This is a genomic window from Pseudomonas sp. FG47, assembly GCF_057809115.1.
Genome location: NZ_JBMDJI010000001.1, coordinates 260,582 through 281,520, shown reverse-complemented (window position 1 = coordinate 281,520; position 20,939 = coordinate 260,582). Strand labels below are relative to the sequence as shown.

Below are 20,939 nucleotides of genomic sequence, written 5' to 3'. Positions count from 1 at the left end.
TAATTCCATAAATGAATAAACAAGGAACGGTTTGGGAGATGCCCCGATGAGCGAAGTCTTGAGCGCAAGTCCGCGGCGCCTGTGGGGGCCGCTACGCGGCCCTTTCGCGACACAAGGCCGCTCCTACCTGCCGTGGATCGTGCCGTTGTCGGTGGCGGCCTTGTGGGTCGTCGCCAGCCGTGAGCATTGGATGAGCGAACAGATCCTGCCCGCCCCCGCGCTGGTCTGGCAGAGTGCGCTGGAGTTCGGCTCCGGCGAACTCTGGGGTCACCTGTGGATAAGTCTGCAGCGCCTGATCTGGGGGCTGCTGGCAGGAATCGCCAGCGGCCTGCTGCTGGGCACCTGGCTGGGCGGGTCGCGACGGGCGCAGACTCTGGTGCTGCCCACCTTCGTTGCCCTGGCGCAAATCCCAACCCTGGCCTGGATCCCGCTGTTCATGCTGTTCTTCGGCATCGGCGAGCCACTTAAGCTGGTGGTGCTGGTCAAGGCGGTGGTGGTGCCGGTAACGCTACATACCCTGGTCGGGGTGCGCGACGCCCAGCCCAAGCTGCGCGAGGCCGCCGCTGTCCTGCGCCTGCGCCCTCACCTGCTGTTCCTGCGCCTGTTGCTGCCTGCCGCGCTACCGGCGTTTCTCGCCGGTGTGCGGCTGGCCCTGGCCACTGGCTGGACCTCGCTGCTGGCTGTGGAACTGCTGGCCTCCAGCGAAGGCATCGGCTACCTGATGGTCTGGGGGCGGCAGTTGTTCATGCTCGACCTGGTGTTCCTCTGCATCCTGCTGATCGGCCTGGTCGGCGCACTGATGGAGCGCGGCTTCTCGCGCCTGGAACGCAGCCTGTTGCACTGGCCGCAACCGGCCACTGGCGAGCAGTTGCGCGGCCAGGTGCCACGCGGCTGGCAAAGCCTGCTGCTGCCTGCGGGGCTGTTGCTGCTGTGGCAGGCCGCCAATAGCCTTGGCTGGGTCGATGCCAACATCCTCTCTTCTCCGCTGGATGTGCTGCGCAGCCTGTACGCAGGCCTGCTCGACGGTTCGTTACCCGAGGCCCTGCGTTTGAGCCTGCAACGCACCCTGGCCGGTCTGTTGATCGGCGGTGGCGCGGGGTTCGCCTTGGGCCTGCTGCTGGGCCTGTCAGCCAACGCCGAGCGCCTGCTCGGCCCAAGCCTGTCGGCGTTGCGCCAGGTGGCGCTGTTCGCCTGGGTGCCGCTGCTGACCGCCTGGTTCGGCCTGGGTGAAAGCGCCAAGCTGGTGTTCGTCGCACTGGCGGCGTTCTTCCCGATGCTGATCGCCACCCAACGCGGCATCGCCAGCCTTGCGCCACAGCTGGGCGAGGCGGCGCAGGCCCTGCGCCTGGACCTGGTGCACCGGCTGCGTCTGCTGGTGCTGCCCGGCGCCGCGCCGGCGATCTTCGCCGGGCTGCGCCTGGCGCTGATCTACGCCTGGCTCGGCACCATCGGCGCCGAGTACTTCATGCCCTCGGACGGCGGCATCGCCAGCCTGATGATCGGCGCCCAGCAATTGTTCCGCATGGACCAGGTAATGGCCGCCATGGTCCTGATCGGCCTGGTCGGCGCCTTGCTCGGCCACCTCGGGCAATCCCTAGAATCGCGCGCCACGCGCTGGAGAACCGCATGAACGCCTTCATCACCCCGGCCCTGCACGCGGCCAACCAGGCCGACGTCACACCACCGCTGGTCAGTTTCGAACGGGTCGGCAAGACCTTCAGTGTAGACGGCCAGCCGTTCGAGGCCATTCGCGACTTCGACCTGTCGATCAACGAGGGCGAGTTCATCGCCATCGTCGGCTCATCCGGCTGCGGCAAGTCCACCCTGCTGCGCCTGCTGGTGGGGCTGGACACCGACTACAGCGGCAGTATCCAGGTCGATGGACAGCCCGTGCGCGGCATTGGCGGCGAGCGCGGCATCGTGTTCCAGGAGCACCGTCTGTTCCCCTGGCTGAACGTGGAACAGAACATCGGCCTGGGCCTGGTGAACGAGCACCTGACCCAGGGCGAGCGCGCCCGGCGCGTGCATGAGTTCGTGCAGTTGGTGGGCCTGGTCGGTTTCGAGTCGGCCTATCCACACCAGCTGTCTGGCGGCATGGCGCAACGGGTAGCGATCGCCCGGGGGCTTGTGGCCAGCCCGCGGATCCTGCTGCTGGACGAGCCGTTTGGCGCGCTCGACGCCCTGACCCGCCAGCAGTTGCAGGATGAGCTGCTGGCCATTCGCAAGCGCTCGGGTATTACCATCCTGCTGGTCACCCACGACGCCGAGGAGGCGACCTACCTGGCCGACCGGGTAGTGGTGCTGGAGCCGCGACCGGGACGAATCAAGGCGGTGGTGGAGATCGCGTTGCCACATCCGCGCCAACGCACCGGGGTGGCCCTGCATGGGTTGCGCGAGAAAGTGCTGCACCAGATCACCGGCGCCGAGGGTTACTTGAAGCCCAGCGTGCAGCGCGTGGAGGGCTTGCGACCGGAACTGATCGCCCTGTGACCAGGCGGCCCGCGCCCCGGGGAAAAACATCCGCAGATCAAGACCATGGACGCCACCGATACACATGGGTATCATGCGGCCCGTTGCACTCGTAGCTCAGCTGGATAGAGTACTGCCCTCCGAAGGCAGGGGTCGTGGGTTCGAATCCCGCCGAGTGCGCCATCTTCAAAAAGCCCTGGGGCATTGCCCCGGGGCTTTTTCGTTTGTGCGTGACTGCACAGTGCCACCTCTCCCGCGAGAGGGGTCATTGGTGTTAGCGTGGGCACTTCCCGTTTGCGTAAACGGGCACCTTCCCCCACTTGCAAAGGAATGCGCACGCCCATGCCATTTACCAAGCTTTCCGCCGCCTCCGTGCTGCTGGCCAGCGCGGCCATGTTCGCGATCCCGGCCCAGGCCAACCTCACCCAGCAACAGTCCGCCGCCATCGTCAAGGCCTACGACGGCAGCAACCCGGCCGACTTCAAGCAGTTCCTCGGCAAGCTGGCCGGCAGCGACCTGGCCAAGGCCGACAAACTCGACGCGACCCTCAAGGCCTACCTGGCCGGCAAGTCGCTGACCGCCGAGCAGCAGGACGAGATCAACCGCCTGCTGGGCCTGTACACCCGTATCAAGTACGCCAAGGCCGCCACCGAGACCCTGCGCGAACTGGTGGCGATCCCTACCGTGCGCAAGGAGGGCGTGCCGCAGCACGAGAACCCGGAATTCCACAAGATCGCCGACAAGATCAAGGCCCTGGCCGAGGGCTTCGGCTTGCAGTTCCGCAACATCGACAACCGCGTCTACGAAATCACCCTGGGCGAAGGCAAGGAAGTGATCGGCATCCATGCCCACGCCGACGTGGTACCGGTCAATCCGGACAACTGGAAGCTCAAGGACGGCACCAAGCTGGACCCGTTCAAGGTCACCCTGGTAGGCGATCGCATGTACGGCCGCGGCACCGAGGACGACAAGAACGGCATCGTCGTCGCGCTGTACGCGCTGAAAGTGGCCAAGGACGAGAAGCTGCCCCTGGCCCGCCAGTTCAAGCTGCTGGTGGACACCACCGAGGAAACCACCGGCGACGCCATTCCTTACTACTTCGAACGCAACGCCACCCCCGACTACAACCTGGCGCTGGACGGCGGCTACCCGGTGGTGATCGCCGAGAAGGGCTACGGCACCGTGATGGCCACCTTCACCAAACGCGCAGGCACAGGCAAAGGTGCCGAGGTGGTGGGCCTGACCGGTGGCCTGGCCACCAACCAGATCCCCGGCAGCTCGGTGGCGACCTTGCTTGGCGACAAACCGGCAGACCTGGCCAAGGCCCTGGAAAAGGCCGGCGCCGAGTACGTCAAGCAGCACGGTGGCGACTTCAGCATCGACGCCAAGGCCGATGGCAAGCAGGTGCTGCTGACCGTCACCGGCGTGTCGGCGCACTCCTCCGAGCCGGAGTCCGGGGTCAACCCGGTGGCGCGCATGCTCGATTTCCTCAATGGCGTGCAAAAGCAGGTACCGCTCAAGCACAACCACATCACCGACGCGGCCCGCTACGCGGCCGACAACTGGGGGCTGGACTACCTGGGCAACACCCTTGGCGTCGGCTTCAAGGACGACTTCATGGGCCCGCTGACCACCTCGCTGACCTTTGTCGGCCTGGATGACAAGGCCCTCAAGCTGGCGGTGAACCTGCGCATTCCCAAGGGCAAGCCGTTGGAAACCCTCAAGACCGAGATCTCCGACAAGCTCGGTGCCTGGGCGCGCAACAGCCACACTTCGGTGGCCTTCGACTACAGCCTCGACGAGCCGATGTACCGCAACCCGGAAGGCGAGTGGGTCAAGGCGCTGTTGGCGGTGGCTAGCGAGAACCTGGGCATGAAGCACGAGTTCGGCACCTCCGCCGGCGCCACCTCGGTGCATGACCTGCCCAATGGCGTGCAGTTCGGCCTGGCCATGCCGGATGTGAAGTACACCGGGCACAACGACAACGAGTTCAAGACCGTGGAGCAGTTCATGCTCGACCTGCAGGTGGTCAGCGAGATGGTCGCGCGCCTCGGGCAGATGCCGAAACTCTGAGATCCGGGGGCCGCTTGACGGCCCCTCACCCCATGACGTTTTTCAATCACCTCGATGCCGTTTCCGGCATTGCCGTGCAGAGCGCCGTGCCGGATGCTTTATTTACTCCGACACGTCGCGTTTCCATTCACCGAGGCCCGTATGAAGAACGTCGAACAAATCCTCAAAGCCAAAGCCCAGCATCAGACCGTCTACACCATCAGCCCTGACGACTCGGTGCTCGATGCCCTGAAGCTGCTGGCAGAGAAGAACGTCGGCGCGCTGCCGGTGGTGGAGAACGACCAGGTGGTGGGCATCGTCAGCGAACGCGACTACGCCCGCAAGCTGGTGCTCAAGGGTCGCTCCTCGGCAGCCACGCCAGTGCGCGAGATCATGAGCTCGCCGGTGGTCACCGTGGAGCCCAAGCACAACCTCGAGTACTGCATGAACCTGATGACCAATCGCCACCTGCGCCACCTGCCTGTGGTGGACAACGGCAAACTGCTCGGGCTGTTGTCGATCGGCGACCTGGTCAAGGAAACCATCGCCGAACAAGCCAACCTGATCCTGCAATTGGAGCAGTACATTCGTGGCGAATGACCCTGCTCAGTGATAGGCGCGCTCCAGCTCGTCCAGCTGATGGTCGAAGCTGCGCAGGCGCGCCGACCAGGTGTACACCAGCACTTCCAGGTCGCGATTGAGCACGGCGGTATTGCCGCCGTCGCGCGCGGGTGCATCGCACAGGTCGAGCTGATAGCGTTCACGGGCCATGGCCGTGGCCACGCTGGACAGGTCGCGGGCGTTGGCCAGCCAGTGATGATGGTGGTCATGGATTTCCCGGTCGAGCTCACGGCACTGGCGCTTGAGGGCATCGAGGCTCTGCTCCAGGGGCGTGCCCTTGAGTTCGCCCATGACCTCTTCGAAGGTGCGCCCGGAGTGCCAGTAGCTGCCCCAGAAGTAGCGATCGAACACCGTTTCGACCCGGCGCAAGGCAACCTTGGTGTTCCAGATGGTCAGCAACGTTCGCCCCTGGGCCACTTCCCGCCGGTTCAGGTGCAACTGCTGCCAGGCGATCCAAACCAGGCCGCAGAGCGCCACCGCCCCGGTCACGGCGGCGGCGGCATAGAGAAACTGCACGGCATGATTCATCGTGTGGGTGTGCCGGATACCGTAGAAGTAGCCGGCGCTCAGGGTGCCCAGGATCGTCACGGTGCACCAGAAGCCTGGTGCGTAGGGATCTTTCATTGCGCCATCCCCTGTTGTTTTCCCTGAGCATAGCAACGGCCCGATCACCCATCAGGTGCCGCTCGGCGCTTTATTTGCGGGGGCGACGCAAGGCTTCGTTGAGTTGGTCGAACAGCTCCGCCCAATCGGCATCCTCATTGATGCTGTCTCTGAGGAAGGCGCGTTGGGCGTCGTTCCAGAACGGCGCATCCACCAGTTTCACATCTCCCTTGAGCGGGGAATGGCTGGTGATGAACTGGTCGATGCCCTGGGCATCATCGGCCAGGCCCAGTTGCTTGAACAGCTCGGAAAACTTGTGGATCGGCGCTTCCATGATTCACTCCTTTGGCCAGGCCAGTCGTCCACGACGCCAGCCCGGCATGGGTTGCGAGCATCAGCTCAATTCGCGCACTTCGGCGTGCGGCACCAGCTTCAAGTATTGCTCCATGCTCATGTGGATAAGGTGATCGTGGTCACCTGCCTCGAAATAGACATCGCCCTGGCGGGTAAGACTCCGGTCGAGCAGCATCGGAATATCATAGGCGCTGCCCAGCGCCGGGACAGCCCCGCGCTCGCAATCGCCGAACAGGCTTGGCAGGTTGCTCTCGCGGGTCAGTTGCCAGGCACCGGTCATGCGCACCTCGGTCATGTCCAGGTGCCGGTTTGCCGGCAGCACAGCCATGATGTAGTTGCCATGGCGGTCGTCGAGCATCACTGACTTGGCGACCCGCTCGGCGGGTACCCCGGCCGTGCGCGCCGACTCCAGGCTGGTGGCCGAATGGGGATGGGGAATGATGTCGTAGTCGCAGTTGGCCTGGTCCAGGCGCTGCTGCAGGGTCTTGGCCATACGCATGTTGCACCTCCGGTTTAGCCCCCACCCTGAAGTTTAGGCCGTGCCCCGGCAGGCACGGCTAAACTTCAGGAACAGGTCCGCACGAGGTGACGACAGGTGATCGCTCACGGCTGGCGTGTGTTGCTGTTGCTGTTGCTGCTGATGCTTGGCCTGGCGCCGGGCGGGCAGGCCGCGCCCGCCGGCAGCGTCTGGCTGCTCAGTGTCGACGACGCCATCGGCCCGGCCAGCGCCGACTACCTGCTGCGCGGCCTGGAGCAGGCACGCGAGCAGCAGGCGCAACTGGTGGTGATCCGCCTCGACACCCCCGGCGGGCTGGACAGCGCCATGCGCCAGATCATCAAGGCCATCCTCGCCAGCCCCGTGCCGGTGGCCACCTACGTCGCCCCGGGTGGCGCCAGGGCGGCTAGCGCTGGCACCTACATACTCTATGCCAGTCACGTCGCGGCCATGGCACCGGGGACCAACCTCGGCGCCGCGACGCCAGTCCAGATCGGCGCCCCCGGCAAAGATGACCAACCCGCCACGAACAGCGAAGAAGGCACGCTGGCACGTAAACAGGTCAATGACGCCGCCGCCTACATCCGCGGCCTGGCCCAGCTGCGCGGGCGCAACGCCGACTGGGCGGAGAAGGCCGTGCGCGAGGCCGTCAGCCTGTCAGCCAGCGAAGCCCAGCGGTTACAGGTAATCGACCTGGTCGCCGCTGACCTTCCCGACCTGCTGCGCCAGGTCGATGGCAAGTCACTGCTCGTCGCGGGCCAGCCCGTGCAACTGCGCACCCATGCGGCCAGCGTGACCGAACACCTGCCAGACTGGCGCACCCGCCTGCTCGCAGTGATCACCAACCCCAGCGTGGCGCTGATCCTGATCATGATCGGCGTGTACGGCCTGTTGTTCGAATTCATGAACCCGGGCTCCGGGGTCGGCGGCGTGGTCGGTGGCATCTGCCTGCTGCTGGCGCTGTATGCCCTGCAACTGTTGCCGGTGAGCCATGCCGGGGTGGCGTTGATCCTGCTCGGGGTGGCGTTCATGGTCGCCGAGGCGTTCCTGCCCAGCTTCGGCGTGGTCGGCTTCGGCGGTATCGTCGCCTTCGTCGTCGGGGCGGTGATCCTGATGGACACCGACGCCCCCGGCTTCGGCATTCCGCTGGCGCTGATCATCAGCCTGGCGGTGCTCTCGGCGCTGTTGCTCGGCGGCGTGCTGGGCATGGCACTGAAGGCGCGGCGGCGCGCCTTGGTCAGCGGTGATGCCGGATTGCTGGGCAGCCTGGTCACGGTGACGCAGGTGCGCACCGACAACCCGTTCTGCGGCTCGGTACAGGCCCAGGGCGAACAATGGCAGGTGCAGTGCGCGACACCGCTGCAACCTGGCCAGCACGTGCGGGTGACGGCCCGTCATGGCGTGACCCTGGAGGTCAGCGCCACTGCGCCCACGGCGCAAGGAGAATAGACGATGTTCATGCAATTCGGTTTCAGCGCCGTGCTGGTGCTGCTGGCCATACTGCTGCTCTCGGCGCTGCGCATCCTGCGCGAGTACGAGCGCGGCGTGGTGTTCCAGCTCGGGCGCTTCTGGCAGGTCAAGGGCCCGGGGCTGATCATCCTGATCCCCGGCATCCAGCAGATGGTCCGTGTCGACCTGCGCACCGTGGTGCTCGATGTGCCGCCCCAGGACGTGATCACCCGCGACAACGTCTCGGTCAAGGTCAACGCGGTGCTGTACTTTCGCGTGCTCGACCCACAGAAGGCCATCATCCAGGTCGAGGACTTCCTCACTGCCACCAGCCAGCTGGCCCAGACCACCCTGCGCGCCGTGCTCGGCAAGCACGAGCTGGACGAACTGCTGGCCGAGCGCGAGCAGTTGAACATGGACATTCGTGAAGTGCTGGATGCGCAGACTGACGCCTGGGGCATCAAGGTGGCCAACGTCGAGATCAAGCATGTCGACCTCAACGAGTCGATGGTCCGCGCCATCGCCCGCCAGGCCGAGGCCGAGCGCGAACGGCGGGCCAAGGTGATCCATGCCGAGGGCGAGTTGCAGGCCTCGGAAAAGCTGATGCAGGCCGCGCAGATGCTGGGCAAGGAACCTGGAGCGATGCAACTGCGCTACATGCAGACGCTGGGCAGTATCGCCGGGGACAAGAGCTCGACCATCGTCTTCCCGTTGCCGCTGGACCTGCTCAGGGGGTTGGTGGACAAACAACGTTGAGGCCACACGATCCCCTGTAGGAGCCAGCTTGCTGGCGAACAGGGCCATTCGCCAGCAAGCTGGCTCCTACAGGAGGAACAGTATGAAGTTCAGATCGGTGCCCGACGCAGGGTGGCCAGGAAGGTCGCGGCACCGATGAACAGCCCGGCAAAGGTGCGGTTCAAGCGCTTCTGCTGCTTCGGCGTACGCAACAGGCGCAGCACCCGCGAAGCCAGGCCGGTGTAACCCGCCATCACCAGCATGTCGACGCTGATCATGGTCACGGTGATCGCCACGTACTGGGGCAGCAACGCCTGGTGCGGGTTGATGAACTGCGGCAGCACCGCAAGCATGAACACCAGCGCCTTGGGGTTGCTGACGTTGACCAGGAAACCACGGAACACCAGGCTCAGCGGCTTGCCGATCGGCCGCACGCCGGACTCGTCGCTCATGTCCATCGGCAGCGCGCGCCACTGTTTGTAGGCGAGGTAGACCAGGTAGGCAACGCCGAACCACTTGATGACCTGGAAGGCCGTGGCCGAGGCGGCGAGGATAGCGCCCACACCGGCGGCAATGATGGCGATCTGCACGATCAGGCCTAGCTGCAGGCCCAGGGCGTTCCAGTAGCCACGCCAAAAACCGTACTGCAGCCCACTGGACATCGAGGCGATTGCCCCGGCGCCCGGCGACAGGCTGATCACCCAGCACGCGGCAAAGAACGCCAACCACGTTTCCATCGACATCGCACACCTCGCTCGAACAACTTTTGCAAAACGTTAAGCTACGGCGATGGCGAAAAAATAACCAGCGGTTTTTGCGCTTGCAACGATCAGTCGTCGAGGGCCGGTGAGTCCTGCAGCATGACCGCCGCCTCGGCCCCACGCCAGCGGCGCACGGCCTTCTGGAAGAACTGGCTGTTGGGCACCTGCACCAGCGCGCCACCGGCCTCTGGTGTTTCCATCAGCGTGGTGTACAGCAGGTTGATGGCGATCACCCGGCCCTTCACCCCCGGCTTGTCGAGGGTATCGACCAGCTCGACCACATCGCCGATACGAAACGGCCCGACGGTGAAGATCAACACCGCGCACAGCAGGTTGGACAGCACGCTCCAGATAGCGAAGAACGCCACCGCCGCCACCGCGACGAAACCCGACAGCGCGGTCCACAGCACCGTGGCCGAGACGCCCAGGCGCTCGAGCACGAACAGCAGCGCGCTGCCCATGATCAGCCAGCGCAGGGCGCCGCGCACCGGCACCATCAGCTCGTGCGGCAACGGGTAGCGTTCGCCCAGGCTTCTCAACCCGCGAGCGACCATGCGCTGCAGGACGAACGCTGCGATCAGGATCAGCAGAATCTGCAACCCCAGCCACATCGAGTCCATCCATTGCCCCGGCAACAGCGAGCGCAGCTCCTCCATCAGGACAGCGCCTCGAGTTCGGCCTGCATGCTTTCCAGCGTTTCCAAGGCTTCCATCCAGGCTTCCTCAAGCTCGCCTTCGCGTTGCTTGAGCTTGGTCTGGCGGGCCAGCAGGTCGCGCAGCTCATCCTTGCGCGAGGCCTCGTACAACCCGCTGTCGCCAAGGGCGGTCTCGATCTCGGCCAGTTGCTGGTGCACTTGGTTGAGCTCGGCCTCGAGTTTGTCGGCGGCCTTCTTGTGCGGCGCCAACTGCTGACGCAGGGCGGCGGCGGCCTGGCGCTGGGCTTTCTTGTCGGTTTTGTCCGGGTTGACCGAAGTAGTGCTGACCGGCGCGTTGCGCTGACGGTACTCGATCAGCCAGCGGCTGTAATCGTCGAGGTCGCCGTCGAAGGTGTCGACCTTACCCTCGGCCACCAGCAGGAAATCGTCGGTGGTGCTCTTGAGCAGGTGACGGTCGTGGGACACCACCACCACTGCACCGGCGAACTCCTGCAGGGCCATGGTCAACGCCAGGCGCATCTCCAGATCGAGGTGGTTGGTCGGCTCGTCCAGCAGCAGCAGGTTAGGCCGTTCCCAGGCAATCAACGCCAGGGCCAGGCGAGCCTTTTCGCCGCCAGAGAAGTTGACCACCGGCTCGTCGACGCGATTACCGTGGAAGTCGAAGCCACCAAGGAAGTCACGCAGGGTCTGTTCTCGCTCGCTCTGCGCGATGCGCTGCAAGTGCAGCAGCGGGCTGGCCTTGTCGTCCAGCGAATCGAGCTGGTGCTGGGCGAAGTAGCCGACGGCGAGGTTCTCGCCGCGCACCAGGCGCCCGGACAGCGGCTGCAACTCGCCGGCGAGGTTCTTGATCAGGGTCGACTTGCCCGCGCCGTTGGGGCCGAGCAGGCCGATGCGCGCACCGGGCGCCAGTTGCAGCTTGACCTTCTCGAGGATCGCCTTGTCGCCGTAACCCAGGCGGCCTTCGGCGAGATCGAGCAGCGGGCTGGAGATTTTCTCCGACTCGCGGAAGACGAAGTCGAATGGCGAGTCGACATGGGCCGCCGATAGCTCCTCCATGCGCTCCAGGGCCTTGATCCGGCTTTGCGCCTGGCGCGCCTTGGTGGCCTGGGCCTTGAAGCGGGCGATGTACTTTTCCATGTGCGCGCGCTGCGCCTGCTGCTTCTCGTACGCCTGCTGCTGCTGTGCCAGGCGTTCGGCGCGGGTGCGCTCGAAGGCGCTGTAGCCGCCCTTGTAGAGATTGAGCTTGCGCTGCTCGACATGCAGCACATGGTCGACCACGGCATCGAGGAAGTCGCGGTCGTGGGAGATCAGCAACAGCGTGCCCGGGTAGCCCTTGAGCCAGTCCTCGAGCCAGAGGATGGCATCGAGGTCCAGGTGGTTGGTGGGCTCGTCGAGCAGCAGCAGGTCGGACGGGCACATCAAGGCCTGCGCCAGGTTCAGACGCATTCGCCAGCCACCGGAGAAGTCGCCGACCCGGCGGTCCATCTGCTCGTTGCTGAAACCAAGGCCCGCCAGCAGCTTGCGCGCGCGGGCATCGGCGGTGTAGCCGTCGGCGCTGTCCAGCTCACTGTGCAGGCGAGCCAGGGCGGTGCCGTCGTGGGCCTGCTCGGCGGCGGCGAGTTCGGCCTGAACCTTGCGCAGGCGCACATCGCCGTCGAGCACGTAGTCCACGGCGATACGCTCGAGTGTGTCGACCTCCTGGCGCATGTGGGCGATGCGCCAGTCACCGGGCAGCAGGCAGTCGCCGGCATCGGGCGACAGCTCACCGCGCAGCAGGGCGAACAGGCTGGATTTGCCGGCGCCGTTGGCGCCGATCAGGCCGGCCTTGTGACCGGTGTGCAGGGTCATCTCAGCGCCTTCTAGCAGGCGCTGTGGACCACGCTGTAAAGTGAGGTTCGATAGTCTGATCATGATGGTCGCGGAGTCTACCAGCTTCGCCGACCCCTGGCGCGAGTGAAACCATGCACACCGACCTGTGGAATCACGCCCTGGCCCTGTACGCCCGACCGGGTGTCGAAGCGGCCAGCCTGGCCCTTCAGGAACTGGGCGGCGATGTCTGCCTGTTGCTCTGCGCCACCTGGCTGCAGGCCCGTGGCGTGGCCGCCGACGAGCAACGAACGGCCGCCTTGCAGGCCTTGGCCGGCCCCTGGCAACGCGACGTGGTTGCGCCGCTGCGCACGCTACGCCAGCAGTGGCGCGAGCACGCGCTGGCCGACCCGCGGTTGAGCGTGTTGCGTGAACAGGTCAAGGACCTGGAACTACAGGCTGAGCGCGCCTTGCTGGAACGCCTGGAGGCGCTGGCGCGGGAATGGCCTGCGACAGCGGACGCTGGGCAGGATTGGCTGGCCCGACTGGCGCCGGACCAGGCCCGGAACCACGACGCGCTGCATCAGCTGCGCGTCGCGGCCCGTGAGCTTCAGGACGCCGAAGTCGGCGACTGAGCCGGGGTGGCAGTTGCTGCTGGCGCTGCCACGCTGGTTGCCGACGCCGGGGAGGCGCCGTTGGCCGCAGTGGCAGGTTTGCTGTCAGCTGGTTTGCTGGCAACCGGCTTGGCGGCGGCGGGCCTGGACCGCGTCCTGGCGGCAGCAGGCTTGGCGGCCGGTTTGGCTGGCGCTTTGGTGGCAGCAGGTTTGGTCGCCGCAGCTTTCACCGGAGCCTTGGCAGCTGCCGGCTTGGCCGCGGGTTTGACCGCTGCGGTTTTCGCCGTGGCCTTGGCGGCGGCAGGCTTGGCAGCGGCTGGTTTAGCCGCTGGCTTGGCGGCGGGTTTGGCTGCGGCGGTTTTCGCCGGCGCCTTGGCAGCGACAGGCTTGGTCGCAGCGGCTCTGGCCGGGGCCTTGGCCGCAGCGGGTTTAGCCGCTGGCTTGGCAGCAGCAGCCCGAGCCGGCGCCTTGGTGGCTGGCTTGCCAGCTGGTTTTGCTGCCGGTTTGGCCGCGGTGGTTTTCGCCGCAGGCTTGGCGGCGGCTTTCGGTGCTGCCGCACGCGAGTCCAGTGCCTTGGCCGCGGCCTCGCGCACCTTGCCGACACCCTGGGCCAGTTTCAGGCTTTCCTGGGCATCGCGCTTGAGTTGCTGAATATAAGTGCGGGTCTGGGTCTGGCGATCCTTGAGCGAGTCGAGCAAATCTTCAAGTTCGCCCGCGGCTTTTTTCGCCTTGCCCTGCGCCTTGGCTTTACCCGCCTTGGCCGCGTCCTGCAACTTCAAGCGGGCGTTGTGCAGTTTCTCCTGCGCCTTGCCACGTTGTTTTTCCAACTTGGCCAATAGTTTCTCGGCATCCGCCAGCGCTTGGGAGCAGGCATCTTCCAAATGTTCGAGCAGGCTGCCCGAAAGTTGCTGGAGCAGGTGCAACGGCGTACTTACTGGCTTCTTTTTGGCCGACATGGTTTACCTCCTGGCTGACGAGAGTGCGGCTCATACTATGCTTCTGCTGCTACCGCCGCTAGGGCATGTTGACCGTCTCGGTAGCGCCGCGTTGCATGCCTGGGCAAAGTTGTTGTCTTGCAGCTGCAAGCAAGTGTAGTTGCCCGTTAATGTGTTGCCGATATTTACACATCTTTCAGCGACAAGGCTGGCATACTTCGCGCTCATTGCCGCAGGAGTCTTCCATGCATCGCTCTCTGATTTTCGGCCTGTGCCTGGTGCCTGCGCTGTGCCTGGCCAGCACCGATAACCCACCCGCCAATGACGCTGACCTGGCCTACAGCCTGGGTAGCAGTCTGGGCGAACGGCTGCGCCAGGAAGTGCCTGGGCTACAGCTCGAGGTCCTGGTGGAGGGCCTGCGCCAGGCGTATCAAGGTGAGCCACCGCGTATCGCCAAGTCGCGCATGCAGGCCATCCTCGCGCAGCATGAAGAACAGGCCAATGCCGCCGCCGAACAGGCGCAGGTGGACAAGCTACTGACCGAGGAGAAACGCTTCCTCGCCGGCGAACGCGCCCGCAACGGCGTCCACGAGCTGGCCGACGGCATTCTCTACAGCGAGCTGGCCAGCGGCACGGGCGCCCAGCCCAAGGCCAGCGGCAGGGTGCAGGTACGCTATGTGGGACGCCTGCCGGACGGCACGGTGTTCGACCAGAACCTGCAACCGCAATGGTTCAAGCTCGACTCGGTGATCGAAGGCTGGCAGGTGGCGTTGCCGAAGATGAAGGCCGGGGCGAAATGGCGCTTGGTGGTGCCATCGGCCAAAGCCTATGGCGCCGACGGGGCGGGCGACCTGATCGCGCCCTATACCCCTCTGGTGTTCGAAATCGAGCTGCTGGACGTGGCCGACTGAATCAGGCCTGCACCGCGTCTTCTTGCTTGTGGGCGTTGTGCAACACCTCGATCAGGCAATCTTCCAGTTCGAAGCGCTCGTGCAGCAGGCCGCCGAGCTTGGCCAGCTTCTCGGCAAAACGCTCGGTATCCCTGCACTCGCCTTTCTCGCAATGATCATTGAAAGCCAGGGCGATCTGGGTGCTGTCATCGATGCGTGGGTTGATCTGCTTTGCCAGTTCCAACGCACCGGTATCACCAAATGCCTTGGCTTCACTGACCAATTGCTCGCTGACTTCGAAATGCCAGGCCGAGACATAGTCCACCAGCACCGCGCAGAAATCGCGGTTCTTCTCTTTGTCGGCAAACGCCGGCTTTGCATCGCGCAGGGCGCGGAAGGCTTGCACCAGGTCCTGGCGCTCCTCCAGCCAACGATCGATCAGCTTGTGAACTCCGCCCCAGCGTTCCTGGGCGTTCTGGCAACTATCGAGCATGGCAATCTCATCCCTTCTGGGTGGATGCCGCTGCACCTCGCGACACAATACCGTGGCACAAAGGTGACATCAGCAAACGGCATCGAGCAGTTGTATTTTCGGTGGGCGTGCTGGGAGATTATGCCCGCGCGACCTGCCCATCAAGGTACGCAGCAGACAAAGTTCATACAAGCGTTTAATCCCTTTCGCCTGCACCACTGGTCGAACAACGCCACGGGCATTGCCCTGGGTCAACGCAGCGCGCCCTTGCGGAATCGATACGCCACCAGCCAGGACGCGGGCAGCGCGGCCAGCAGCAAAAAGGCCAGCAGGCTCCATTCGGGCAAGGTCAGGTCGAGGAAGCTCCAACTGATGGAGACGCAATCGGGACTGCCCAACACGAACATGCGCAGGATCTCGCCCAGGGGCCGCTGCATGAGCTGCTCCAGCGGCAGGTGGCAACCGGCGATGGGCGATGGGTCGCTCTGCAGCCAGACATGCCGCCCCGCCAGCAACGCCCCGGCCACGGCGGTGGCCAGGGTCAGCCAGGCATAGCCGCGCTTGGCCCATGAGCGGGGGGCGTGCAGCAACGCCGCCAGGCTGGCCAAGGCATACAGGCCGAGCATCAGACGCTGACTGAAACACAGCGCGCAGGGAATCAGGCCAACCACCGATTCGAGCCGGAACGAGGCGACCAGCACCCCCAGGGCAATCAGGAAGGCGGGAAGGTAAAAGCTGCGCAAGCAGGCCAGCGACATGGGCAAGGGGTGTCCGCGAGTCAGGGAGGATGGTGAAAACGGTAGAGGAAAGGTGCGCTTTGTATCAAGGCGCTACAGCGGGGACAAGTCGCTGAATGGGCTCAGAATTGATTCTGTGGCAGGCAGGAAAGTTCTGACAAGGAGGCAGATGCAGTCAACAGCACGGCATTAGCGCGTTGGAAACGTGCGCCAAGGGCATCAGCCTTGCCGGCGAACACCGGCAAAGCGGCGCCTGGTTCGCCAGCAAGGCTGGCTCCTACAAGAAGTGCGAACGGCGGGCGGTCAGGCCCGCACGCCTTCCGGCAAGGGCAAGGCCAGCAGGCGCTCGTCCAACAACCCAAGGCCTTCCTGGAACAGCTGGTTGCTGCGCTCCGTTTCGCCCAGCCCGGCCAACAACCGCGCCAGCTCCGCACAGGCCTCCGGGTTGCGCTCCAGGCGCAGGCTGCTCTCCAGGTAGTCGCGTGCCTTGCCCCACAGACGGTTCTGCAAACTCAGGCGCCCCAGGGTCAACAACAGGCTTGGGTCTTGCGGGTGTTCTTTGAGCCAACCCTCGGCAACCTGCAACTGGCGCGCCGGGTCATCGCCGCGCACCAGGCCATACAAACGCGCCAGATGGCTTTCGTAGCCGCGCTTGAGCGCGGCCCGCAGCACCTGTTCGGCCTCGCCTTGGGCACCGCTCTGACGCAATTGCTCGGCATACGCCGACACCAACTGGGGCTCTTGGCGCTGGGCAGCCGTCAGTTGCTGCCAGGCCCGCTCCAGTGCCTGGCGGGCAGTCTGCAGGTCCTCGCCACGGCTGGCCGCCAGGCCCAGGTTCTGGCCCCAGGCACGCTGCTCCAGATCTGCCAGCTCGGCCGGCGGCAGCACCTTGTGCTTGCGCAGGTCTGGCAGCAGGCGAATCAGCGCCGGCCAATCGCCGCGCTCCAGGTGCAGGCGCTGCAACAGGCGCAGCACCTGGGCATTGTGCGGGTGACGCTCCTGCATGGCCTGCAGGGCTTCGAGCGCACCGTCGTTCTCGCCACGGTCCATTTGCAACTGGGCGTGGGTCAAGGCAATGGCCAACTCGGCCTGGGGCTGGCGCTCCAGGGCGCGCTCGAGCAGATTGTTGCGGTCATCGACACGGCCCTGTTCGTTGGCCGCGCGGGCGGCGCCAAGGTAATACAGCAGGGGCTGGCGGGCGGACTCGGCGGCCCGTTGCAGATGCCGTTGAGCGCTTGCCCAGCGGCCCTCGGCCAGATCCAACTGCCCTTGCTCGACGGCGATGCGGGTCCGCCGGCTGCGATTGCGCCGCGACCATGGATTGACCACACCGCTTGAGGTCAGCACCAGACCGACCAGGTAGCGCAGCACCAACAGCAGCACCACCAACCCGGCCAATGCGCCCAGCGCGGCCCATAGCCCCGACTGGTAACGGAAACCGCCATAGGCGATCAGCACATAGCCGCTGTGCTTGGCGATGGCGATGCCCAGTGCCGCGGCGATCACGATCGCCAGCACCGCCAGCAGGTAGACACGTTTCATGGCTTGGCCCCCTCGGCGCTGACCGGCTGGTGCCGCCGCTGGATATAGGCCTGCACCGCGGCCAGGCTTTCGCTCAAGTCAGGCGTGACCACCGACACCGGTTGTTCGGCCAACTGGTTGAGGCTGTCGAGCATGGCCTTGCTCTGCGGGTTGTCCGCGTTGAAGTTGGCCAGCAGCACGCTGCGCGCATCGTCCAGGGCCTGGGCATACACCTTGGCCTCACCGTTGAGCGCCGCCCACTGGGCCTGCTCGATGGTCAGGCTCAGCGCCAGGCGCAGCTGGTTGAGCGACTGCCCGGACAGCAACGGGCGCACATTGTCGTCGGCGTTGAATTCGATCTGGAAGTACTTGGATATCTCGGCCCACCACTGCGACCAGCGGCTGGCGCCGTCGCCATCGGCCGTCAGCGCGCCCAGGGCATCGGCCTTGCCGTCGAACTCCGGCGACTGGGCACTGAGCTTCTGGACCTGCTCGCGCTGGGCGGCCAGCTTGAGGAACAGCCCGGTGCGGTCCGGCTGCTGGGTGCTGGAGAGCGTGGCCAGGCTGCGCGCCAGCTGCTCACGGGCGGCGAAGGCGCCTGGGTCGCTTTGCTCGCGGAGGATTTCATCGGCGCCTTCGACCAGCGCCCTGGCGCTGGCGATGTCCTGCAGCGCCGACAGGCGCAGGGTCGCCAGGCGCAGCAGATGCTCGGCCTCGGCCAAGCGCCACTCCTTGCGGCTTTCGCCAAGCGCGGTCTCCAGGCGCTGGCTCAGGCGCTGCTGGTCGCCCTGCAGTTGCGCCACCAGGCGCCGACGGTCTTCCAGCTCGCTGGCCGGCGGCAGGCTGGCCAGTTGCGCAGTTAGCTGCTGCTCACGCTGCTGCAAGGCGTCAGCGCGTTGATTCAAGGCTTGCAGGTGCTCGCCCTGGCCTTGCTCGCTGCCTTGCAGCTGCCGCACCTGCCAGGCGCCCCAGCCGCCAACCGCGACCCCGGCGGCGCCCAGCAGCAGCGCAAGCAGCGCCAAGCCGCTGCCGGAGCGTCGGGCGGGCGTGGCGGTAGTGGTGTTCGGCGCTTCGGACGCCTTGGGCTGTTCGGTGTTGGACAAGACAGTTTCGCTCACGTATCCATCCTTTGCAGGGTGCGCATCGCTGTGAAGCTTAGCGCCTTAAGGGGCAGGCGCAGCGGTTCGCTGCACAGCTGCCAGCAAGGCCGCGGCACTGGCGCCACGGCAATCCACAATTTCTCGAGCGCCCAGGGCGCGGGCCTGATCGGCCACACGCGGGCTGGGCACGAACAACGGCAGGCGCGACAGCCTTGGCCAATCCACCCCCGCTAACTGGCGCAGGTGTTCAAGCCCCTGCCCACTGCTGACCACCAGGCCGTTGAGGCGTTCCCCAACGATGCGCTGCACCAGGGTGCCAGGCGGATAATGCGGCAGGTTGCGCCGATACAGTTCCAGATAATCGACACTAGCACCTAGCTTGGCAAGACGCTCGGCCAGCAGTTCGCGACCTCCCTCGCCACGGACAATCACGACACGGGCTGTAGGAAAGCTGGCAGCCTCGCGCAGGGCAGGCAGGCAAAGCAAGGCCTCGCTGTCGTCACCGGCTGTAGGGAAAGTCACCAAAAGCCCACGTTGTTGCAGCACGCGTGCCGTAGCCTCGCCCACCGTGAACCACCCTGTGCGCGGCGCTGCGATGCCCGCGCGGTCCAGGGCCTCGAGCAACAGGCGCGCTGCCGGCTTGCTCACCACGATGATCGCCCGCGCCTGACTGACGGCCTGCAGGCCCAGCCGTTGCGCCGGGCCCTGTTCGAGGGCCTCGATGGTCAGCAAAGGCAAGCTCGCGCTGGCGATGCCCGCCTCTGCCAGGGTCTGCGCCAGTGCCGCGCAGTCCTCTTCGGGGCGGGTCAGCAGCAGGCGCCAGGGGCTCACGGGTGGCCGGCCTCGCCATAGACTTCCTGGAGGATCGCCGCGGCGCCCTGGCCAAGCAGGGCCTCGGCGACCTGCACCCCCAGGGCTTCGGCGCCAGCACGTGGCGCCCGGGCGTCAGCCACCAACAGCGTGCCACCGGACGGTTGCCCGACCAGGCCACGCAGCCACAGTTGATCGCCTTCGAGCACTGCGTAGCAGGCAATCGGCACCTGGCAGCCGCCATTCAGGCGCTTGTTCAGGGCACGCTCGGCGATCACCCGGTCGGCGGTGTCGACGTGGTGCAGCGGCGCCAGCAGCGCATGGATCTCGCGGTCGGCGCTGCGGCACTCGATGCCCACGGCGCCCTGGCCACCGGCCGGCAGGCTGTCGTCGACACTGATGGTGGAGGTGATGCGCTCTTCGAAGCCCAGGCGAATCAGGCCGGCGGCGGCGAGGATGATGGCGTCGTACTCGCCGGCATCGAGCTTGGCCAGGCGGGTGTTGACGTTGCCGCGCAGGAACTGGATTTTCAGGTCCGGGCGGCGTGCCAGCAACTGGGCCTGGCGACGCAGGCTGGAGGTACCGACGGTGCTGCCGGCAGGCAGGGCTTCGAGGCTGGCGAAGGTGTTGGAAACAAAGGCATCGCGTGGGTCTTCACGTTCACAGATGCAGTACAGGCCCAGGCCTTCGGGGAAGTCCATGGGCACGTCCTTCATCGAGTGCACGGCGATGTCGGCCTCGTTGTCCAGCAGCGCGGTTTCCAGTTCCTTGACGAACAGGCCCTTGCCGCCGATCTTCGCCAGCGGCGCGTCGAGCAGCTTGTCGCCGCGGCTGACCATGGGCACCAGGGTCACCTGGATGCCGGGGTGGGCCTGCTCCAGGCGGGCTTTGACATATTCGGCCTGCCACAGGGCCAGGGCACTTTTACGGGTGGCAATGCGGATTTCGCGAGTGGACATGGAGCGCACCGAACCAGAGAAATACCGCCGATGATAACAGCTCCTCCCGGTGTTCCCGCAGATTCAGATCAGCAAAGCGCCACGTGGAGCGGGCTTAAGCCGCCGGACAAACCCGCCCCCAGGCTGTCGAAGGTAAGTCAGTGCAGGGCCTGCATCATCTTGCGCACGCCTGCCACATGCCGCCGGCTTACCGTCAGGGCATCGCCGTCGAGCCCCTTCAGGTAAAGCTGGAAATGCCCCAACGGCGTGCGCTGCAGGCGCTCGATGCGCTCGCGGGCGACCAGCGCGTTGCGGTGGATGCGTACAAAGCGCTCGCCGAACTCGTCTTCCAGCGCCTTGAGCGGTTCGTCGAGCAGCACCTCGCCGGCCTCGTGGCGCAGGGTGACGTACTTGTGGTCGGCAATGAAATAGATCACCTGGGGCAGCGGGATCAGCTCGATGCCCTTGCGGGTACGGGCGCTGATATGGCTGCGCGGACCGCCCCCGGCGTCGCTGGCCGGACGGGTCAAGGCCGCCAGTTGCGCCCGGTTGGGTTTCTCGGCGCGGCGCAGCGCGTCGCGCAGGGCCTGGGGCTGGATGGGTTTGTCGACATGGCTGAGGGTGCTGTCCTTGAAGGCCTGGCTGCCGTATTCGTCATCGCCGGTGCAGAACACCACCGCCGGCGGCGCTTCGCGCTCGCACAGGCGCGCGGCGACCTGCAGGCCGTCCAGGCCGGGCATGCCGATATCCAGCAGCACCACGTCGGGCTTGAGGCTTTCGATCAGGGCCAGGGCCTCCTCGCCGTTGGTGGCGCTGGGTTCCATCACGGTATAGCCCTCCAGCTCGCCGAGCAGCCGGCTCAAGCGCTCGCGGGCCTGGGGTTCATCATCAACGATCAGGACATTCATAATTGCGCTGGAT

General features: G+C 65.7%; 22 protein-coding genes and 1 tRNA gene. 9 read left to right on the top strand and 14 right to left on the bottom strand.

The features are described 5' to 3' along the window. The first annotated feature begins 46 nt into the window (after positions 1–46). From ACODS5_RS01370 to ACODS5_RS01350, 5 genes are all read left to right on the top strand, one after another. Complete coding sequence (locus ACODS5_RS01370; RefSeq protein ID WP_489107732.1) at positions 47–1,630, top strand: ABC transporter permease; 1,584 nt, start codon at positions 47–49, stop codon at positions 1,628–1,630. After that, positions 1,627–2,490, top strand: coding sequence for an ABC transporter ATP-binding protein (locus ACODS5_RS01365; protein WP_489107731.1), 864 nt, complete (start codon positions 1,627–1,629; stop codon positions 2,488–2,490). Before ACODS5_RS01370 ends, ACODS5_RS01365 begins: the two co-directional genes overlap by 4 nt. An 85-nt stretch (positions 2,491–2,575) precedes the next feature. Then, positions 2,576–2,652 (top strand) — tRNA-Arg (locus ACODS5_RS01360). 159 nt (positions 2,653–2,811) lie between these two features. Continuing rightward, positions 2,812–4,542, top strand: coding sequence for a dipeptidase (locus ACODS5_RS01355; RefSeq protein WP_489107730.1), 1,731 nt, complete (start codon positions 2,812–2,814; stop codon positions 4,540–4,542). Between the two features lie 141 nt (positions 4,543–4,683). Beyond that, positions 4,684–5,121: a CBS domain-containing protein gene (locus tag ACODS5_RS01350; RefSeq protein WP_489107729.1), complete on the top strand. Its 438-nt coding sequence runs from the start codon at positions 4,684–4,686 to the stop codon at positions 5,119–5,121. Positions 5,122–5,127: 6 nt separating this feature from the next. Here ACODS5_RS01350 and ACODS5_RS01345 read toward each other — a convergent pair whose 3' ends face one another. The 3 genes from ACODS5_RS01345 to ACODS5_RS01335 all read right to left on the bottom strand — a co-directional run bounded on the left by ACODS5_RS01345 (position 5,128) and on the right by ACODS5_RS01335 (position 6,598). Continuing rightward, positions 5,128–5,766, bottom strand: a complete 639-nt coding sequence (locus ACODS5_RS01345) for an NADH:ubiquinone oxidoreductase subunit N (RefSeq protein WP_134688964.1) — start codon at positions 5,764–5,766, stop codon at positions 5,128–5,130. A 70-nt stretch (positions 5,767–5,836) separates the two neighbouring features. After that, positions 5,837–6,079 (bottom strand): DUF2789 domain-containing protein, encoded by a 243-nt coding sequence (locus tag ACODS5_RS01340; protein ID WP_134688965.1) that lies wholly within the window; start codon positions 6,077–6,079, stop codon positions 5,837–5,839. A 60-nt stretch (positions 6,080–6,139) separates the two neighbouring features. Beyond that, on the bottom strand, positions 6,140–6,598 hold the full coding sequence (locus ACODS5_RS01335; protein ID WP_134688966.1) for an aminoacyl-tRNA deacylase: 459 nt from the start codon (positions 6,596–6,598) through the stop codon (positions 6,140–6,142). Positions 6,599–6,694: 96 nt separating this feature from the next. Here ACODS5_RS01335 and ACODS5_RS01330 point away from each other — a divergent pair, with 96 nt between their 5' ends. After that, on the top strand, positions 6,695–8,044 hold the full coding sequence (locus ACODS5_RS01330) for an NfeD family protein (RefSeq protein ID WP_489107728.1): 1,350 nt from the start codon (positions 6,695–6,697) through the stop codon (positions 8,042–8,044). A gap of 3 nt (positions 8,045–8,047) precedes the next feature. Further along, a complete protein-coding gene (locus tag ACODS5_RS01325; protein ID WP_134688968.1) occupies positions 8,048–8,800 on the top strand; it encodes a slipin family protein in 753 nt (250 codons plus the stop codon). A gap of 89 nt (positions 8,801–8,889) precedes the next feature. Here the strand turns inward: ACODS5_RS01325 and ACODS5_RS01320 are convergent, their stop codons facing one another. From ACODS5_RS01320 to ACODS5_RS01310, 3 genes are all read right to left on the bottom strand, one after another. Then, positions 8,890–9,522, bottom strand: coding sequence for a LysE family transporter (locus tag ACODS5_RS01320; protein ID WP_134688969.1), 633 nt, complete (start codon positions 9,520–9,522; stop codon positions 8,890–8,892). Between the two features lie 86 nt (positions 9,523–9,608). Beyond that, positions 9,609–10,196, bottom strand: a complete 588-nt coding sequence (locus tag ACODS5_RS01315; protein ID WP_134688970.1) for a mechanosensitive ion channel family protein — start codon at positions 10,194–10,196, stop codon at positions 9,609–9,611. Continuing rightward, positions 10,196–12,106, bottom strand: a complete 1,911-nt coding sequence (locus tag ACODS5_RS01310) for an ATP-binding cassette domain-containing protein (protein WP_489107727.1) — start codon at positions 12,104–12,106, stop codon at positions 10,196–10,198. The genes ACODS5_RS01315 and ACODS5_RS01310 overlap by 1 nt, the downstream gene beginning before the upstream one ends. A 50-nt stretch (positions 12,107–12,156) precedes the next feature. On the opposite strand from ACODS5_RS01310, the gene ACODS5_RS01305 reads away from it, so the two are divergent. After that, positions 12,157–12,636, top strand: coding sequence for a TIGR02444 family protein (locus tag ACODS5_RS01305; RefSeq protein ID WP_489107726.1), 480 nt, complete (start codon positions 12,157–12,159; stop codon positions 12,634–12,636). Here the strand turns inward: ACODS5_RS01305 and ACODS5_RS01300 are convergent. Then, positions 12,612–13,571 (bottom strand): AlgP family protein, encoded by a 960-nt coding sequence (locus ACODS5_RS01300; protein ID WP_489107725.1) that lies wholly within the window; start codon positions 13,569–13,571, stop codon positions 12,612–12,614. The two genes, ACODS5_RS01305 and ACODS5_RS01300, sit on opposite strands and share 25 nt — an antisense overlap. A 224-nt stretch (positions 13,572–13,795) precedes the next feature. Here ACODS5_RS01300 and ACODS5_RS01295 point away from each other — a divergent pair, with 224 nt between their 5' ends. Then, the gene (locus ACODS5_RS01295; protein ID WP_489107724.1) at positions 13,796–14,461 is read left to right on the top strand and encodes an FKBP-type peptidyl-prolyl cis-trans isomerase; all 666 of its coding nucleotides are present in this window, start codon (positions 13,796–13,798) and stop codon (positions 14,459–14,461) included. Between the two features lies 1 nt (position 14,462). Here ACODS5_RS01295 and rsd read toward each other — a convergent pair whose 3' ends face one another. The 7 genes from rsd to ACODS5_RS01260 form a co-directional block, all read right to left on the bottom strand. Further along, a complete protein-coding gene (gene rsd, locus ACODS5_RS01290; protein ID WP_134688975.1) occupies positions 14,463–14,933 on the bottom strand; it encodes a sigma D regulator in 471 nt (156 codons plus the stop codon). A gap of 230 nt (positions 14,934–15,163) precedes the next feature. Continuing rightward, the gene (locus ACODS5_RS01285) at positions 15,164–15,670 is read right to left on the bottom strand and encodes a disulfide bond formation protein B (protein ID WP_134688976.1); all 507 of its coding nucleotides are present in this window, start codon (positions 15,668–15,670) and stop codon (positions 15,164–15,166) included. A gap of 282 nt (positions 15,671–15,952) precedes the next feature. Further along, entirely contained in the window at positions 15,953–17,191 is a 1,239-nt protein-coding gene (locus ACODS5_RS01280) for a heme biosynthesis HemY N-terminal domain-containing protein (RefSeq protein WP_489107723.1), read from the bottom strand. Continuing rightward, complete coding sequence (locus ACODS5_RS01275; protein WP_489107722.1) at positions 17,188–18,288, bottom strand: uroporphyrinogen-III C-methyltransferase; 1,101 nt, start codon at positions 18,286–18,288, stop codon at positions 17,188–17,190. The genes ACODS5_RS01280 and ACODS5_RS01275 overlap by 4 nt, the downstream gene beginning before the upstream one ends. Before the next feature lie 45 nt (positions 18,289–18,333). After that, on the bottom strand, positions 18,334–19,101 hold the full coding sequence (locus ACODS5_RS01270; protein WP_489107721.1) for a uroporphyrinogen-III synthase: 768 nt from the start codon (positions 19,099–19,101) through the stop codon (positions 18,334–18,336). Next, entirely contained in the window at positions 19,098–20,039 is a 942-nt protein-coding gene (gene hemC / locus ACODS5_RS01265) for a hydroxymethylbilane synthase (protein ID WP_489107720.1), read from the bottom strand. The genes ACODS5_RS01270 and hemC overlap by 4 nt, the downstream gene beginning before the upstream one ends. A 137-nt stretch (positions 20,040–20,176) precedes the next feature. Then, on the bottom strand, positions 20,177–20,926 hold the full coding sequence (locus ACODS5_RS01260; RefSeq protein ID WP_134688979.1) for a LytR/AlgR family response regulator transcription factor: 750 nt from the start codon (positions 20,924–20,926) through the stop codon (positions 20,177–20,179). Positions 20,927–20,939 lie beyond the last annotated feature (13 nt).

Bases quoted from the DNA above. Each gene is read 5' to 3' on its own strand.
- ACODS5_RS01315 (WP_134688970.1), bottom strand. From the start codon at position 10,196: ATGGAGGAGCTGCGCTCGCTGTTGCCGGGGCAATGGATGGACTCGATG.
- ACODS5_RS01370 (WP_489107732.1), top strand. From the start codon at position 47: ATGAGCGAAGTCTTGAGCGCAAGTCCGCGGCGCCTGTGGGGGCCGCTA.
- rsd (WP_134688975.1), bottom strand. From the start codon at position 14,933: ATGCTCGATAGTTGCCAGAACGCCCAGGAACGCTGGGGCGGAGTTCAC.
- ACODS5_RS01300 (WP_489107725.1), bottom strand. From the start codon at position 13,571: ATGTCGGCCAAAAAGAAGCCAGTAAGTACGCCGTTGCACCTGCTCCAG.
- ACODS5_RS01335 (WP_134688966.1), bottom strand. From the start codon at position 6,598: ATGCGTATGGCCAAGACCCTGCAGCAGCGCCTGGACCAGGCCAACTGC.
- ACODS5_RS01310 (WP_489107727.1), bottom strand. From the start codon at position 12,106: ATGATCAGACTATCGAACCTCACTTTACAGCGTGGTCCACAGCGCCTG.
- hemC (WP_489107720.1), bottom strand. From the start codon at position 20,039: ATGTCCACTCGCGAAATCCGCATTGCCACCCGTAAAAGTGCCCTGGCC.
- ACODS5_RS01355 (WP_489107730.1), top strand. From the start codon at position 2,812: ATGCCATTTACCAAGCTTTCCGCCGCCTCCGTGCTGCTGGCCAGCGCG.
- ACODS5_RS01285 (WP_134688976.1), bottom strand. From the start codon at position 15,670: ATGTCGCTGGCCTGCTTGCGCAGCTTTTACCTTCCCGCCTTCCTGATT.
- ACODS5_RS01340 (WP_134688965.1), bottom strand. From the start codon at position 6,079: ATGGAAGCGCCGATCCACAAGTTTTCCGAGCTGTTCAAGCAACTGGGC.
- ACODS5_RS01345 (WP_134688964.1), bottom strand. From the start codon at position 5,766: ATGAAAGATCCCTACGCACCAGGCTTCTGGTGCACCGTGACGATCCTG.
- ACODS5_RS01320 (WP_134688969.1), bottom strand. From the start codon at position 9,522: ATGTCGATGGAAACGTGGTTGGCGTTCTTTGCCGCGTGCTGGGTGATC.
- ACODS5_RS01295 (WP_489107724.1), top strand. From the start codon at position 13,796: ATGCATCGCTCTCTGATTTTCGGCCTGTGCCTGGTGCCTGCGCTGTGC.
- ACODS5_RS01280 (WP_489107723.1), bottom strand. From the start codon at position 17,191: ATGAAACGTGTCTACCTGCTGGCGGTGCTGGCGATCGTGATCGCCGCG.
- ACODS5_RS01260 (WP_134688979.1), bottom strand. From the start codon at position 20,926: ATGAATGTCCTGATCGTTGATGATGAACCCCAGGCCCGCGAGCGCTTG.
- ACODS5_RS01350 (WP_489107729.1), top strand. From the start codon at position 4,684: ATGAAGAACGTCGAACAAATCCTCAAAGCCAAAGCCCAGCATCAGACC.
- ACODS5_RS01365 (WP_489107731.1), top strand. From the start codon at position 1,627: ATGAACGCCTTCATCACCCCGGCCCTGCACGCGGCCAACCAGGCCGAC.
- ACODS5_RS01305 (WP_489107726.1), top strand. From the start codon at position 12,157: ATGCACACCGACCTGTGGAATCACGCCCTGGCCCTGTACGCCCGACCG.
- ACODS5_RS01325 (WP_134688968.1), top strand. From the start codon at position 8,048: ATGTTCATGCAATTCGGTTTCAGCGCCGTGCTGGTGCTGCTGGCCATA.